We start from the raw sequence: 14,897 nt of genomic DNA, 5'->3' as shown, positions 1-14,897 counted from the left end.
GCCTCGGCCCAACCGCAGGAAACTCTGCCCAACGGTTGCTGGCACTGCGACGGGGACCGCCCCACCGAAACGAAACGTCCCCACGTGCGCGAGAAGTCGCACACGTGGGGACGCTTCGTTGTCGACTTTCCCCCATCGCGCGACATCTCGCGCAAGCGGGGAAACCGGCGTCACTCGGACGAGGCAGCCGCCTTGTCGCCGGCGATGCGGATCATCCGGTGGTTGCTGAACTCCTCGAACCCGTACGTGCCGAGCTCACGCCCGAAGCCGGAGCGCTTCACTCCGCCGAAGGGCAGCTCGGACGACGAGCCGGGCGGCTCGTTGATCGACACCATGCCCGACTCGAGCTGGTTGGCCACGCGCATCGCGGCGTCGACCGACCCCGAGTGCACCGAGGCCCCCAACCCGAAGAGCGTGTCGTTCGCGATGCGTACAGCGTCGGCCTCGTCCTTCGCCTTGTAGACGACGGCGACCGGGCCGAAGATCTCCTCCGACCACGCGCGCATCTCGGGCGTGACGTCCGTGAGCACCGTCGGCGTGACGAACGAACCCGCATGGTCGGGCCGCGTGCCACCGGTGATGACACGAGCGCCCGCCTGCACGGCGTCGTCGATCTGCGACTGGATGCCCTGGGCCGCGTCCTCGTTGACGAGCGGGCCCACGTCGGTCTTCTCGTCCGCCGGGTCGCCCATGACGAGCGCCTCGACGGCCTCCGAGAAACGCGACACGAACGAGTCGTACGCCTCGTCGCCGATGACGATGAACCGCTTCGCCGCGTTGCACGCCTGCCCCGAGTTCTCGAAGCGTCCGGAAACGCCGTCGGCGACGGCCTTCTCCAGGTCGGCGTCCGGCAGCACGATGAACGGGTCGGAGCCGCCGAGTTCGAGCACAGCCTTCTTCAGGTTGCGCCCGGCGTTCTCGCCGACGGCCGAACCGGCCCGCTCGGAACCGGTGAGCGAAACGCCCTGCACGCGCGGGTCCTCGATGAGCGAGGCGATCTGCTCGTTCGTCGCGTACAGGTTGGTGTAGACACCCTCCGGCACGCCGGCCTCGCGGTAGATCTCCTCGATGACGGCCGCCGAGCGGGGGCACTGCGGCGCGTGCTTGAGCAGAATCGTGTTGCCCAACAACAGGTTCGGCGCCGCGAAGCGAGCGACCTGGTAGTACGGGTAGTTCCACGGCATGACGCCGACGATGACGCCGATCGGCTCCTTGCGCATGAACGCGCGCCCGTCACGCTCGCCCAGGTCGAGCTCGACGTCGGCCAGGGCCTCGGCAGCGTGCTTCGCGTTGAACCGGTGGATGTCACCGGCCAGCCACACCTCACCCGTCGCGTGCGAGGAGGGCTTGCCCATCTCGACGCCGATGATGCGGGCCAGCTCGTCCTGGCGTGCGTCGTAGAGGTCCGCGACGCGGTTCATCACCGCGACCTTCTCCTCGAGCGGGGTGGCACGCCAGGACGCACGCGCCTCGTACGCAGCCTCGAGCGCGGCCTTGACCTGCTCGTCACTCGCCGTCGGGAAGGTCTCCTCGACCTCACCCGTCAGCGGGTTCGTGACCTTGTAGATGGCGTCCGACATCAGATCGTCATTCCCACGTACTTCGTCTCGAGGTACTCGTCGATGCCGTCGAAGCCACCCTCGCGACCGAAGCCGGATGCCTTGACGCCACCGAACGGTGCGGCCGCGTTGGAGATGACGCCCGCGTTGACGCCGACCAAGCCGTACTCGAGCTTCTCGGACACGCGCATGGCGCGAGAGAAGTCGGTGGTGAAGAAGTACGCCGCGAGGCCGTACTCGGTGTCGTTGGCGCGCTTGATGACGTCGTCCTCGTCGGTGAACGTCTGGATCGCGGCCACCGGGCCGAAAATCTCCTCACGCACGATGTCCGACGTCGGCGAGACGTCCGTGAGCACCGTCGGGGCGACGAAGTGACCGCCGGCGGGCACCTCGTCGTCGCCGCACACCTTCGTCGCGCCGTCGCCGACGGCCGACTCGATGAGGCGCTTGACGTTCTTGACGGCCTTCTCGGTGATGAGCGGACCGACGGTGACGCCCTCGTCCATGCCGTTGCCGACCGTCATCGCCTTCATCTTGGCGGAGAACTTGTCGCCGAACTCCTCGGCCACATCGGCGTGCACGTAGATGCGGTTGGCCGCGGTGCAGGCCTCACCGATGTTGCGCATCTTGGCGGCCATGGCGCCTTCGACGGCGGCGTCGAGGTCGGCGTCGTCGAAGACGATGAACGGCGCGTTGCCACCCAGCTCCATCGAAACGCGCAGCAGCTGCTCGGCGCTCTGCTCGACGAGCTTGCGGCCGACACCGGTGGAGCCGGTGAACGTCAGCTTGCGGGCACGCGGGTCACGGATGAGCGGCTCCATGACGCCACCGGAGTCGGTGGTCGTGATGACGTTGACGACGCCCTTCGGCACACCGACCTCCTCGAGCAGCGCAGCGAGCGCGAGCATCGTCAGGGGCGTCTCCGAAGCGGGCTTGATGACCATGGTGCAGCCGGCCGCGAGGGCCGGGCCGATCTTGCGCGTACCCATGGCGAGCGGGAAGTTCCACGGCGTGATCATGAGGCACGGGCCGACGGGCTGCTTCATCGTCAGCAGGCGTGATCCGCCCGCGGGAGCGGGCAGGTACGAGCCGCTGATGCGCACGGCCTCCTCCGCGAACCAGCGGAAGTACTCGGCGCCATAGGCGACTTCTCCCTTGGCCTCGGCGAAGGGCTTGCCCATCTCGAGGGTCATGAGAGCCGCGAAGTCGTCGGTGCGCTCGATGAGCAGCTCGAACGCCTTGCGCAGCAGTTCGGAACGCTCACGCGGCGTCGTGGCCGCCCAGCTCGCCTGCGCGGCGTGCGCGGCGGCGAGGGCTGCGTCGCCGTCGGCGGGGGAGGCGTCGGCGACGCGCGCGAGGACCTCGCCGGTCGCGGGGTTCGTCACCTCGAGCGTCTTGCCGCCCTCGGCGTCGCGCCATGCGCCGTCGACGAACAGCTGCTTCGGCACGTCGTTGATCAGAGCCTTCGTGTCCATGTGTCTTTCCTATCCCAGATTCGTGGTGTACCGGCGGGTACGGCGGGTGCAGCTGTGGAAACGGCTGTGCCGGATCGCCCGGGGCGGGGCGATCCGACACAGCCTGTGGATGGTCGTGCTCGCTCAGGCGCTCAGGCAGTCGCGGAGTCGAACGCTTCGGCGATGATGTCGAGGCCCTCGCGCAGCAGGTCGTCACCGATGACGAGCGGCGGCAGGAAGCGCAGGACGTTGCCGTACGTGCCGGCCGTCAGCGTGACGACGCCCTGGGCGTTCGCGGCGGCCGCGATCTTCTTCGTCAGGTCGGCGTCGGGCTCCTTCGTGCCGGCCTTGACGATCTCGACGGCCATCATGCCGCCGCGTCCGCGGATGTCGCCGACGACGTCGTGCGTGTCGGCGATCTGGCCGAGGCGCTCGCGGAAGATCGCCTCGATCTCCTTGGCGCGCGCGGGCAGGTTCTCCGACTCCATCGTCTCGATGGCGCCGAGGGCGCCCGCGCAGGCGACGGGGTTGCCGCCGTAGGTGCCGCCGAGGCCGCCTGCGTGGACGGCGTCCATGATCTCGGCGCGGCCCGTCACGGCCGCGAGCGGCAGGCCGCCCGCGATGCCCTTGGCGGTCGTGATGAGGTCGGGCACGACGCCCTCGGCGTCGCACGCGAACCAGTCGCCGGTGCGGCAGAAACCGCTCTGCACCTCGTCGGCGATGAAGACGATGCCGTTCTCGCTGCACCAGTCGGCGACCTTCTTCAGCCAGCCGGCGGGCGGCACGATGAACCCGCCCTCACCCTGGATGGGCTCGATGATGACGGCCGCGACGTTCTGCTCGCCGATCTGCGCGTGCACGGCGCTCGTGAACGCCTCGAAGGCGTCGTCAGTGATCGTGTCGGGGTTGCCGACCCAGCGGTACGGGTACGCCATCGGCATGCGGTAGACGTCGCCCGCGAACGGACCGAAGCCCTGCTTGTACGGCATGTTCTTCGCCGTGAGCGCCATCGTCAGGTTCGTGCGGCCGTGGTAGGCGTGGTCGAACGCGACGACGGCCTGGCGGCCCGTGTGGACGCGCGCGATCTTGACAGCGTTCTCGACGGCCTCGGCGCCTGAGTTGAACAGCGCCGAACGCTTCTCGTGGTCACCGGGTGTCAGCTCGTTGAGCTTCTCGCAGACGGCCGTGTACTCCTCGTACGGCGTCACCATGAAGCAGGTGTGCGTGAAGTCGTCGAGCTGGTTCTTGGCCTTCTCGACGACCTTCGGCGCCGAGTTGCCGACGCTCGTCACGGCGATGCCGGAGCCGAAGTCGATGAGCTGGTTGCCGTCGACGTCGACGAGGATGCCGCCGCCCGCACGCTCGACGTAGACAGGCAGGCCGATGCCGACGCCCGCGGAGACCGCGCCCTTCGTCCGCTGGTGCAGTTCCTGGCTCTTCGGGCCGGGGATGGCGGTGACGAGCTTGCGCTCCTGAGGGACGGACGTCATGGCCGTGTCCTTTCGTCGTGCGGGATCGACCCGAGGTGCGAGTGACCAGGCTCGATCAGTGTTCTCCCTCACTCTGAGGCCTGGCGCCTATGCTGTCCAATATCACTTTTCGATGATTGGTATGCATGTTGGGAATAGGCCGCTGATGGGCTGGCCGGCCGCCGAGGGCGGTGAAAGTGACCGTAGATCGCAGAAGGGGACGGCATGGAGTTGAGGGCGGTCGAGTGCTTCGTCGCCGTGGCCGACGCCGGGACGGTGACGGCCGGCGCAGCTCGACTCGGCGTGGGGCAACCCGCCGCCACGCGTCAGATCCAGCAGTTGGAGCGGCAGCTGCGCATCCGCCTGTTCGATCGTGAGGACGGGCGGCTGCGCCTCACCTCCGCCGGCATCGACGTGCTGCCCGTCGCGCGTCGACTGCTGCGCCAGGCCGACGCCGTGAGTGACGCGGCCCGCGGCGTCGCAGCCGGCCGTCTGCAGCGGGTCCGTCTCGTCAGCCCCGGCACGACCCGCGACGACGTCCTCGCCCCCTGGCTCGCGACGTGGTCCGCCGACGCGCCGCTGCCGAGCATCGCCGAAGCGTCCGTCGACGACGTCTACGACACGTTGCGTCGCGGAGCCGACCTCGCCGTGGCGCCGCTCGCACCACCCCCGGCGTTGGGCAGCCGCGTCGTCGCGCGCCTGCCGCTGTGGGCGTGCGTCGCGCCGACCCATCCGTGGGCGCAGCGCGATGCCGTCGATCTCGACGAGCTCGCGGGTGCTGACCTGCTTCTGCTCGAACGCAGCTTCTCGGCGCGCCGCGTGCTCGACGCAGCCCTCGACGCAGAGCAGCTCGGCGTCGAACCCCGCGCGGAGTTCGCCTCACCCGTCGTCGCCCAGGCCGTCGCGGCCAGCGGGCGCGGCGTCTGCGTCCTCACCGACGACCCCCGCTTCGGCCTCGTGCCCCTCACGATCCGCGACGCTGACGGCGACGCTCTCGGCATCCGCCTCCACGCCGCGTGGGATCGTCGCCATCACGCCGCTGACGCGCTCGAACGGCTCGCGCAGGATCTGGCGCGCTTCACGCGGCGGAGGTATGCCTGACGAGTCGCGTCGCGGTCAGCCCTTCGAAGCCTTTTGCACGAGGCTGATGTAGACGGGCATCGCTGCGAGGGTGGGGTGGACGCCGTCGATGAAGTACTCGGGGTGGTCCTCGGAGGCGCCGTACCAGTCGACGAGGTGCACCCACGGCCGGCCCTTCGCCGCCTCGCGGATCGCATGCAGCGCCTGCTTCTGGGTGCCCAGCGTGGTCTTCGGCACCACGAGCACGACGCGTTCGTCCTTCAACGCGTCGAGGGTCTTGGCAAGCATCTCCTGCGGCACGACACCGTTGTCGCCGGTGTGGAGCAGGACGACGTCGCTCCTGATCGTCCCCGCCTTCGCAGCCGCCATGACCTGCTCGAGCACCGCGTTCGCCTGCTGGCTCTTCGCGGCGTGGTTGTCGACCGTGCGGTAGGCGTGCGGGAGCTGGTTGAGCGCGACGGACGCGGGGACGGAGTCGCCCCAGACACTGATGCTCATCTGCTTCGTGGCGCGGGTGCGGTCGTCTCCGTCGACCCCTGACGGTGCGCGACGAGCTGTGTCGCCGTGACGACGAGCGCCGCCGCGAGTGCGAGACTCGCGACCATGGCGCCGACACGGCGGTCGACGACAGCACCCCGCGCGCGACGCAGGCAGGCGCGCACCCCGGCGCGACGCACGGGCATCTCGACGTAGCGGTAGCTCAGTTCGGCGAGCACGAACGTCGCGACGCTCAACCCGATCGCGGGCAGCAGCCACGACGACTCCATCGCGTCGGTGACGAACGGCAGCGTCACGAGCGGCCAGTGCCACAGGTACAGCCCGTACGAGCGGTCGCCGACGTAGCGCAGCGGGCGCCACGACAACGCGCGGGCGAGCGGCCCGTCATGGACGACGACCCACACGAGCGCCGCCACGACGAGTGAGAAGGCGAGGAAACCGCCCCAGCGGTAGAAACCCATCGAGAGGAAGTCGAGCTGCGTCATCACGACGATGACGGCGACGAGCGCGGCGACGCCAGCGGCCGTCATGCGGGTCGTCGCCGGCGTGAACGTGAGGCGCGAGCGGAACCCCCGCCCGTCGAGCAGCAGTGCGAGGGCGGCGCCGACGAGCAGGCCCATGACGTGTGTGTCCGTGCCGAAGTAGACGCGCGTGGGGTCGTCGGCCCAGCGGCCGGTCGAGGCGAACGCTCCCGAACTCATCGCGACGCTCGAGGCGAGCGCCCCGCCGATCGTCACGGCCAGCAGGACGCGACGCCGCGTTCGTGTGGCGCGGACGGCGAAGAACACCCCCGCTACGAGGAGCGGCCACAGCAGGTAGGACTGTTCCTCGATCGCGAGCGACCACAGGTGTTCGAGGAACCACCACGAACCGAAGTCGCCGTACTGCCGCCCGCCGTACACGTACCACCAGTTCGACGTGTACGTCAGCGCCGCCGCGGAATCGCGCAGTTGCTGCGCGAGGCCGGACGGATGGAAACACGCCGTGACGAGCGTCGTCACGGCGAGCAGGAGCAGTGCGGCGGGCGCGAGGCGTCGCACGCGAGCGGCCCAGAACGCCTTCAGATCGATGCCGCGCAGCGGCCAGCGCGACCACAACTGGCTCGTGATGAGGTAGCCCGACAGGACGAAGAAGATGTCGACGCCCAGAAACCCGCCGCTGAACCCGGGCACCCGGAAGTGGAACGCCATGACGGCCAGCACCGCGAGCGCGCGCACGCCGTCGAGCGCGGGCAGCCTGCCGCGCCGCGGAGTCGCGACGGTCGCCCGCGCGGCGTCGGAGGCTGGTTGCACGGCGTCGGAGGACGACGGGGCGCTCGTGTCGGCCGGCGTGGTGGGGCCTGTCGTGGCGTCAGTGCGAGCGGCGTCCGAGGACGGGGCGCTCGTGTCGGTCGACGTGGTGGGGTCTGCCGTGGCGTCCATCGCGTCGGTGTCCACTGACGTCGCGTTGATCGCCGCGGATTCGCGAGCAGACGGGGCCGGCCGTTCCACGTGGTGAGGTGCCTGACGCGGGGGTGTCGCGAGCATGTCCGTGGGGCGTCTCCGAGGTCGAGAGCTCGCCTCGCGGGCCGCTCGGTTCGTGCGGTCGACCGACTTCCCGACGGTCGTGCGCGAGGCCGCCGCCGGCGCCGGCGTCTCGACGACGTTCCTCGACGGCTCGACGCGCAACGTGTCCGCGTCGTTCTTGACACGCGCGCTCGGGGACGCCTCCCGAGATGCGGGAGAGGACGTTGCGAGAGCGTTCGCTGATCGCGGCGGGGACGTCAGCGGGTCGGCGCTGAACAGCCAGTCGGGCAGGTCATCGCTCGATGAGGGCACGCCGCCATGACTTGCGTTGCGGTCGCGACTGCCTGCCGCGCTCCCGCTCCGGCCTGCAGTCTCGGCGCCGTCGCGACGAGCCGTGCCGCGACCGCGAGGCGTGCGTGGCCCGTCGTGGTCCGTGCCCACGGTTGTTCCCCCTGGCGTTCGTTCCTCCCTGACCTTTGATGGTATGACCTGACCGCCCCGATGGACGTGGCGACGCGGCCACGATGACGTAGCTCACGAACGGGCCGCCAGGGCGTCGGCGACGACGGTGCCCCGACGATTAGCGCCGACGCCCCGCGGCATGTAAGGTTTGGTGTCGCTGCCGATCGCATCGGTGGCGCATGACGAGAGTCGCGGGGTGTGGCGCAGCTTGGTAGCGCGCGTCGTTCGGGACGACGAGGTCGCAGGTTCAAATCCTGTCACCCCGACCAGCGTCAGCAAGGCCCTCATCGGTTCGCCGATGGGGGCCTTCGCCGTACCCGTCCGAATGCGGGCCCAGCCGTGTGCGTCGTGGCCGCAGTGCGCAGTTGCCCGATCCCGCGGCGACGCGAGCGCGTTCGAAACCGCCGCCGAGGCGAGTTCACCGCCCTCCCAGCCGACGCGCGCACAATGCCCGCTGTGAACGAACTGCATGCCTCGTCATGGCTGACCGACTGGCGACCGGGCTCATGGGGCACCCTCCTCGTCGCAGTCGTGACGATCGGCTACGTCGCCCCCTGGATCCGCGCACGCCGTCGCGGACGAGCTGACGTCTCGTGGCTCGCGTGGTTCCTGACGTTCGGAGCCGGCGCCCTCGCCTACACGCTGTGCGGGCCTGTCGAGGTGTGGTCGACGCGCCTCATGTGGGTGTTCGCGCTGCAGGTCGCGCTGCTCGTCGCCGTCATCCCGACTGGCTTGGCGCTCGCGCGCCCCGTCGACGTCATCGAGGGCGCGACGGGGTCGACGGCGCTGCGCCGAGTGCTCGGCGGGCACCTCGGACGGGCGCTCATGTACCCGTTCGTCAGCTCGATCCTCGCGATGGTGAGCGTCATCGTCGTCTTCTTCACGCCCTACGGGCAGGCCGCGCTCGACTCCACGCCGATGCGCATCGTGCTCACCGTGCACCTTCTCGTCGTCGGCGGCACCGTCGTGCTGCCCCTGCTCGCCGGCGATCTGCTGCCCGCGTGGGCCGGGCCCGGCGTGCGCGTCCTGCTCGCCTGCGTCGACGGCCTGTTCGACGCGATCCCCGGCATCCTCGTCATGACGCACCACGATCTGCTCATGCCGCACTTCCCCGGCTTTGCCGCGTCCGCCTCCACCTACCGCGGCGACATGTCCGCCTCGCTCGATCAGAAGTTCGCCGGGGGAGCGCTGCTCGCCGTCGCCGAGAGTGTCGGGCTGCCCCTGCTCGCAGCCGTCTTCATCGAATGGATGCGAGCCGATCGCGCGAGCGCCCTCCGCGCCGACGCCGAACTCGACGCCCAGTACGGCGACGGCCCCGGCACGACGACGCCATGGTGGATCACCGCGGCACCCACCACGTCCGAGGGCAGCGCCGACGCGACCCTCACCGCCTCCGAGGGCCTTGCCGACGTCCCACCCGATCGGACGTCAACACCCTCGAGGTGACGCACACCACGATTCGGAGCGTTCTCCCAGCGGGGCTCACGGGCATTTCCCCGGGTGAGTCCTCGCCCTTCCTCCATGGGGCTGAACGGGACGTGGCTTCCGATCGTGCTCGGCTGCGCCGCGGCGCTCGTTCTCGTCGTCATCGTCCGGGGAGGCTCGTGGGGGGGCGCAAGTCGTGGATGCAGCGCTGTCGCGCCTCGGCCCGACGGCTCTGTTCACCACGCTCGTGCTCGCGCTCGTCGGTGCCCTGTTCAACAACGAGTACGCGTTCTACACGAGTTGGGGTGACCTGCTAGGCGACCCGCCCGAGGACACACCGCGTCACCCCGTCATCGTCGCGATGCGCGGGTTGCCGGGCAGCCCCGAGTCCTACAACAAGCTCGACCACTTCTACACGCGCCTCGACAAGGCTGTCAGCGACCGCCGCATCGCCGCGCCCATCGTCGTCGTGCCGCAACTCAACCGCACCCCCGACAACGACAGGAGTGCATCGACGACCCGCACGGCCTGCAGACCGAGACGTGGCTCGCCTCGACGCTGCCGACGTGGGTGAGACAAACCTTCGCCGTCGCGCCCGGGCGCGGGTCGTGGGCGACGTGGGGTACTCCCTCGGCGGGTGGTGCGCCTCGAAGCTGACGATGAAGCACCCCGCGACGTTCGGCGCCGCCGTCGCCTACCAGGGCTACTTCCGCCCGCATTTCGACGGCCACCTGCCGTTTCAGCCAAACGCGCCGCAGGCGCGCAGCTACGACCTCATCGCCCTCGAGAAGACCAACCCGGTGCCCGTGTCGCTGCGGCTGTTCGCCTCCGACGCGAACAAGGTGAGCTACCCCTCCGTCAAGGAGATCCTCACCGTGGTGAAGCGGCCCACCGACGGCACGGCGCGCATCGCGCAGGCGGCGGCCACCGCCTGTCGGTGTGGACCCGAAAGATCCCGCGCTCGTTCGACTGGCTGGCACAGGTCCAGCCAGGTTTCGCACCACGCCCCTGAACGCCGGGGCGACGAAGCAGGGAAGGGCCTCACGTAAAGAACGCGTCAAGACGCGACAAGGCGACCTCAAGACGAGCGGTGCGCCATCTGCGCGGTTGCACGCTCGGTCCATGATCGAAATCGTCATCGCGGGCATCATCGCCCTCGCACTGCTGGGGTACCTGCTGTACGCCCTCATCCGGCCCGAGAAGTTCTGAGGGCCGCGCACATGAACGTCACTCTTCAGGCGATCTGCATGATCGCCACCATCGCGCTGCTGCTGGCGTTCATCCACGTGCCGCTCGGCACCTGGATGTACCGCTGCTTCACGGACGAGCGTGACTGGGCGCCGGAGCGCCTCATCTACCGCGCCGTCGGCGTCGACCCGCGCGTCGAGCAGGGCTGGCGCACGTACGCGATCGCCAGCGTCATGTTCGGCGTCGCGTCCGTCGTGCTGCTGTTCGCGCTCATCATGGCGCAGGGCGTCCTGCCCTGGGGCCTGGGGCGCAGCCAGGACTGGCACACGGCCTTCAACACGGCCGTGTCGTTCACGACGAACACGAACTGGCAGAGCTACGGCGGTGAGTCGGGCGCCGGGTACACCGTCCAGATGGCCGGCCTGACCGTGCAGAACTTCGTCTCCGCCGCGACGGGCATCGCCGTCGCCGTCGCCCTGTGCCGCGCGATCGCGCGCAGCAACGCCGCGACGATCGGCAACTTCTGGGTCGACCTCGTGCGCAGCTGCACCCGCATCCTGCTGCCCATCGCGTTCGTCGGCGCGCTCGTGCTCGTCGCGGGCGGCGTCATCCAGAACCTCAGCAGCCCGCACAACGTGACGACGCTCGTCGGCGGCAGCCAGACGATCCAGGGCGGCCCCGTCGCCTCCCAGGAGGTCATCAAGCTGCTCGGCACGAACGGCGGCGGATTCTTCAACGCGAACTCGGCGCACCCGCTCGAGAACCCGAACGGGTGGACGAACCTGTTCGAGATCCTCCTCGTGCTCGCGATCCCCTTCTCCCTGCCGTGGATGTACGGCCTCATGGTCGGCGACCGGCGTCAGGGCGCCGTGTTCACGACGGCCATGGGCGCCCTGTTCACCCTGAGCGCCGGCCTCGGCATCTGGGCCGAGACGAGCGGTGCGCTCGGCTCGATGGAAGGCAAGGAGCAACGCTTCGGCATCGTCGGATCGGTACTGTTCGGCACCGCGACGACGGGCACCTCGACCGGCGCCGTCAACATGATGCACGACTCGATGAGCCCCCTCGGCGGCGGCCTCATGATGCTCAACATGATGCTCGGCGAGGTCTCGCCCGGCGGCGTCGGCACCGGCCTGTACAACATCATCATCTTCGCGCTGCTCACCGTCTTCATCGCCGGCCTCATGGTCGGGCGCACGCCCGAACTGCTCGGCAAGGCCATCGGCCGCCGCGAGATCACGTACGCGGCGCTCGCCGTCGTCGTCATGCCCGCGCTCGTGCTGGTGTTCACCGCCGCCGGCGTCGTGTTGCCCGTCGCGAAGGACGCCCTGCTCAACCACGGCCCGCACGGCCTCAGCGAGATGATGTACGCCTACACGTCGGCGTCGAACAACAACGGTTCCGCCTTCGCGGGCCTGTCGGCCGACCAGCCTTACCTCAACCTCACGCTCGCGGCGTGCATGTTCCTCGGACGCTTCCTGCCGATCGTGCTCGTGCTCGCCGTCGCCGGCGCGCTCGTCTCGCAGCAGCGACGCCCCGCCACGGCCGGCACGATGCCGACCCACGGGCCCGTCTTCACCAGTCTGCTCGTCGGCATCATCGTCATCGTCGCCGGGCTGACCTTCTTCCCCTCACTCGCTCTCGGCCCGATCGCGGAGGCCCTCTCGTGAACGCATCACTCGCCCGTACGGCTCTCGAATCGGCGCCGGACGCCCTGCGCAAGCTCGACCCGCGCCACCTCGTGCGCACCCCCGTCATCTTCGTCGTCTGGGTGGGCTCGGTGCTCACGACGGTGCTGTCGATCATGCACCCGTCGGTGTTCTCGATCTCCGTCACGATCTGGCTGTGGCTGACGATCCTGTTCGCCAACCTCGCCGAGGCCATCGCCGAAGGGCGCGGCAAGGCACAGGCCGACACGCTGCGTCAGACCCGCGTCGACTCGATCGCCCGCCGCCTCATGCCGCACGGCGGCGAGGAGCGCGTACCCGGCACCGAACTGCGCGTCGGTGACCGTGTCGTCGTCGAGGCCGGCGAGGTCATCCCCGGTGACGGCGACGTCGTCGACGGCGTCGCGACGGTCGACGAGTCGGCCATCACCGGTGAGTCGGCGCCCGTCATCCGCGAATCGGGTGGCGATCGCTGCGCCGTCACCGGTGGCACGACGGTGCTGTCGGACCGCATTGTCGTCGAGATCACGAGCAAGCCCGGTGAGACGTTCATCGACCGGATGATCGCGCTCGTCGAGGGCGCCGAGCGGCAGAAGACGCCGAACGAGATCGCCCTCGGCATCCTGCTGACGACGCTGACGATCATCTTCGTCCTCGCCGTCATGGCGATCTGGCCGATGGCGAGCTACTCGGGCCACGACATGTCGCTCGTCGTCCTCGTCGCGCTGCTCGTCTGCCTCATCCCGACGACGATCGGGGCCCTGCTGTCCGCCATCGGCATCGCCGGCATGGACCGTCTCGTGCAGCACAACGTGCTCGCGATGTCGGGACGCGCCGTCGAGGCCGCCGGTGACGTCTCGACGCTGCTGCTCGACAAGACCGGCACGATCACCTACGGCAACCGCCGCGCCGGTGACGTCGTCCCCGTCGAGGGTGTCTCGCGCGAGGACCTCGTGCGCGCCGCGTGCCTGTCGTCGCTCGCCGACGAGACGCCCGAGGGTCGCTCGATCGTCGAATACGCTGCGGCAGAAGGGTTCACGGCGACCGAGATCCCCGACGTCGTCACCGTTCCGTTCACCGCGCAGACCCGCATGTCCGGTATCGACCTGCCCGACGGCAGCGCCATCCGCAAGGGCGCCGGCTCGGCCGTCGCCGCGTGGGTGCACGAGCTGGGCGGCCACATGGCGCACGACATCGACGCACGCGTGGAGGCGATCAGCCAGGCCGGCGGCACGCCGCTCGTCGTCGCCGAGCGTGACGCCGACGGCACCGCCCGCATGCTCGGCGTCATCCACCTCAAGGACGTCGTCAAGCCCGGCATGGCCGAGCGTTTCGCGCAGATGCGCGAGATGGGCATCCGCACCGTCATGATCACGGGCGACAACCCGCTGACGGCCGCCGCGATCGCGAAGGAGGCGGGGGTCGACGACTTCCTCGCCGAGGCGACGCCCGAGGACAAGATGCGCCTCATCAAGGCCGAGCAGGAAGGCGGGCGTCTCGTCGCGATGACCGGCGACGGCACGAACGACGCGCCCGCCCTCGCGCAGGCCGACGTCGGCGTCGCGATGAACACGGGCACATCGGCGGCGAAGGAGGCCGGCAACATGGTCGACCTCGACTCCGACCCGACGAAGCTCATCGACGTCGTCGCCATCGGCAAGCAACTGCTCATCACCCGCGGAGCGCTGACGACGTTCTCGATCGCCAACGACGTCGCGAAGTACTTCGCGATCATCCCCGCGATGTTCGTCGTCATCTTCCCGGGCCTGAGCAAGCTCAACATCATGCACCTGCACAGCCCCGAGTCGGCGATGCTGTCGGCGGTCATCTTCAACGCCCTCGTCATCGTCGCGCTCATCCCGCTCTCGCTCAAGGGCGTGGCGTACCGATCGCTCGGTGCCGCCGCGATGCTGCGCCGCAACCTGCTCGTCTACGGCGTCGGCGGCGTCATCGCGCCCTTCGTCGGCATCAAGCTCATCGACCTCGTCCTGTCCGTCATCCCGGGAGTGAAGTGACATGTTCGTTCTCCGTCAGAGTTGGGCCGCGCTGCGTGCGCTCCTCGTCCTCACCGTCGTCCTCGGCATCGCCTACCCGCTGCTCGTCACGGGCGCGGCGCGGGCGATGCCGGCCCGGGCGGACGGCTCGATCGTCCGCACCGAGGGCCGCGAGGTGGGTTCCAGCCTCATCGGCCAGCCCACGAGCGACGCGAAGTGGTTCGCGGCGCGCCCGTCCGCCGTCGACGCCCCCGGCGCCGAGAGCGGCGGCTCGAACCTCGGCCAGAACGCCGACGAGCAGAAGAAGGCGATCGCCGAGCGTCGCACGGCGCTGACGAAGGCCAACCCGAACGCGAAGGGTCCGATCCCGGACGACGCGCTGACCGCGAGCGGCAGCGGCGTCGACCCGGACATCAGCGTCGTCTACGCCCGCTGGCAGGCACCACGGATCGCCGAGGCCCGCGGGATGAGCGTCGCCGACGTCGAGAAGATCATCGACGCCCACATCGAGAAGCCGGCCCTGGGCTACCTCGGCGGCAAACGGGTGAACGTGCTCGACCTGAACGTCGCACTCGCGCAACGCGCCGCTCGCTGAG

Annotated in this window: 14 protein-coding genes and 1 tRNA gene; 10 read left to right on the top strand and 5 right to left on the bottom strand. The window is 69.6% G+C overall.

What is annotated here, in order from left to right:
* Positions 1 to 170: 170 nt before the first annotated feature.
* The 3 genes from AA983_RS12255 to gabT all read right to left on the bottom strand — a co-directional run bounded on the left by AA983_RS12255 (position 171) and on the right by gabT (position 4,503).
* Positions 171 to 1,580, bottom strand: a complete 1,410-nt coding sequence (locus AA983_RS12255; protein ID WP_047312509.1) for an NAD-dependent succinate-semialdehyde dehydrogenase — start codon at positions 1,578 to 1,580, stop codon at positions 171 to 173.
* A complete protein-coding gene (locus AA983_RS12250; RefSeq protein WP_047312508.1) occupies positions 1,580 to 3,034 on the bottom strand; it encodes an NAD-dependent succinate-semialdehyde dehydrogenase in 1,455 nt (484 codons plus the stop codon). Before AA983_RS12250 ends, AA983_RS12255 begins: the two co-directional genes overlap by 1 nt.
* Positions 3,035 to 3,165: 131 nt before the next feature.
* Positions 3,166 to 4,503 carry a 4-aminobutyrate--2-oxoglutarate transaminase gene (gene gabT / locus AA983_RS12245; protein WP_047312507.1) on the bottom strand — a complete coding sequence of 446 codons (1,338 nt, stop codon included), beginning with the start codon at positions 4,501 to 4,503 and terminating at the stop codon, positions 3,166 to 3,168.
* Positions 4,504 to 4,707: 204 nt separating this feature from the next.
* Here gabT and AA983_RS12240 point away from each other — a divergent pair, with 204 nt between their 5' ends.
* Positions 4,708 to 5,583 carry a LysR family transcriptional regulator gene (locus AA983_RS12240; RefSeq protein ID WP_047312506.1) on the top strand — a complete coding sequence of 292 codons (876 nt, stop codon included), beginning with the start codon at positions 4,708 to 4,710 and terminating at the stop codon, positions 5,581 to 5,583.
* Positions 5,584 to 5,598: 15 nt separating this feature from the next.
* On the opposite strand, the gene AA983_RS12235 is transcribed toward AA983_RS12240, so the two are convergent.
* Both AA983_RS12235 and AA983_RS12230 read right to left on the bottom strand, forming a co-directional pair.
* Entirely contained in the window at positions 5,599 to 6,060 is a 462-nt protein-coding gene (locus AA983_RS12235) for a hypothetical protein (protein ID WP_047312505.1), read from the bottom strand.
* Positions 6,057 to 7,550, bottom strand: a complete 1,494-nt coding sequence (locus tag AA983_RS12230) for an acyltransferase family protein (protein WP_197079013.1) — start codon at positions 7,548 to 7,550, stop codon at positions 6,057 to 6,059. Before AA983_RS12230 ends, AA983_RS12235 begins: the two co-directional genes overlap by 4 nt.
* Before the next feature lie 88 nt (positions 7,551 to 7,638).
* Between AA983_RS12230 and AA983_RS15670 the strand changes: the two genes are divergently transcribed.
* From AA983_RS15670 to kdpC, 9 genes are all read left to right on the top strand, one after another.
* Positions 7,639 to 7,887: a hypothetical protein gene (locus tag AA983_RS15670; protein ID WP_197079012.1), complete on the top strand. Its 249-nt coding sequence runs from the start codon at positions 7,639 to 7,641 to the stop codon at positions 7,885 to 7,887.
* Between the two features lie 332 nt (positions 7,888 to 8,219).
* Positions 8,220 to 8,296: transfer RNA gene (locus AA983_RS12220), tRNA-Pro, on the top strand.
* Positions 8,297 to 8,483: 187 nt separating this feature from the next.
* On the top strand, positions 8,484 to 9,473 hold the full coding sequence (locus AA983_RS12215) for a cytochrome c oxidase assembly protein (protein ID WP_167539859.1): 990 nt from the start codon (positions 8,484 to 8,486) through the stop codon (positions 9,471 to 9,473).
* Between the two features lie 175 nt (positions 9,474 to 9,648).
* A complete protein-coding gene (locus AA983_RS12210; RefSeq protein ID WP_047312502.1) occupies positions 9,649 to 10,026 on the top strand; it encodes a hypothetical protein in 378 nt (125 codons plus the stop codon).
* Positions 10,019 to 10,501 (top strand): hypothetical protein, encoded by a 483-nt coding sequence (locus AA983_RS12205; RefSeq protein WP_156170384.1) that lies wholly within the window; start codon positions 10,019 to 10,021, stop codon positions 10,499 to 10,501. Before AA983_RS12210 ends, AA983_RS12205 begins: the two co-directional genes overlap by 8 nt.
* Before the next feature lie 58 nt (positions 10,502 to 10,559).
* Positions 10,560 to 10,661 carry a K(+)-transporting ATPase subunit F gene (gene kdpF, locus AA983_RS12200; RefSeq protein WP_197079011.1) on the top strand — a complete coding sequence of 34 codons (102 nt, stop codon included), beginning with the start codon at positions 10,560 to 10,562 and terminating at the stop codon, positions 10,659 to 10,661.
* Between the two features lie 11 nt (positions 10,662 to 10,672).
* A complete protein-coding gene (gene kdpA / locus AA983_RS12195; RefSeq protein WP_047312500.1) occupies positions 10,673 to 12,310 on the top strand; it encodes a potassium-transporting ATPase subunit KdpA in 1,638 nt (545 codons plus the stop codon).
* Entirely contained in the window at positions 12,307 to 14,322 is a 2,016-nt protein-coding gene (gene kdpB / locus AA983_RS12190) for a potassium-transporting ATPase subunit KdpB (protein ID WP_038569586.1), read from the top strand. Before kdpA ends, kdpB begins: the two co-directional genes overlap by 4 nt.
* A 1-nt stretch (position 14,323) precedes the next feature.
* Positions 14,324 to 14,896 (top strand): potassium-transporting ATPase subunit KdpC, encoded by a 573-nt coding sequence (gene kdpC, locus AA983_RS12185; RefSeq protein WP_047312499.1) that lies wholly within the window; start codon positions 14,324 to 14,326, stop codon positions 14,894 to 14,896.
* The last annotated feature ends 1 nt before the right edge of the window (position 14,897 follow it).

The organism is Dermacoccus sp. PE3 (assembly GCF_001021715.1).
Classification (GTDB): domain Bacteria; phylum Actinomycetota; class Actinomycetes; order Actinomycetales; family Dermatophilaceae; genus Dermacoccus; species Dermacoccus abyssi.
The sequence above is the reverse complement of the archived record's forward strand: the minus strand, read 5'-3'. Positions and strand labels throughout refer to the sequence as shown.

Coding starts and splice junctions, on each gene's coding strand:
- AA983_RS12255 (WP_047312509.1), bottom strand. CDS start 1,580: ATGTCGGACGCCATCTACAAGGTCACGAACCCGCTGACGGGTGAGGTC.
- AA983_RS12250 (WP_047312508.1), bottom strand. CDS start 3,034: ATGGACACGAAGGCTCTGATCAACGACGTGCCGAAGCAGCTGTTCGTC.
- gabT (WP_047312507.1), bottom strand. CDS start 4,503: ATGACGTCCGTCCCTCAGGAGCGCAAGCTCGTCACCGCCATCCCCGGC.
- AA983_RS12240 (WP_047312506.1), top strand. CDS start 4,708: ATGGAGTTGAGGGCGGTCGAGTGCTTCGTCGCCGTGGCCGACGCCGGG.
- AA983_RS12235 (WP_047312505.1), bottom strand. CDS start 6,060: ATGAGCATCAGTGTCTGGGGCGACTCCGTCCCCGCGTCCGTCGCGCTC.
- kdpA (WP_047312500.1), top strand. CDS start 10,673: ATGAACGTCACTCTTCAGGCGATCTGCATGATCGCCACCATCGCGCTG.
- kdpC (WP_047312499.1), top strand. CDS start 14,324: ATGTTCGTTCTCCGTCAGAGTTGGGCCGCGCTGCGTGCGCTCCTCGTC.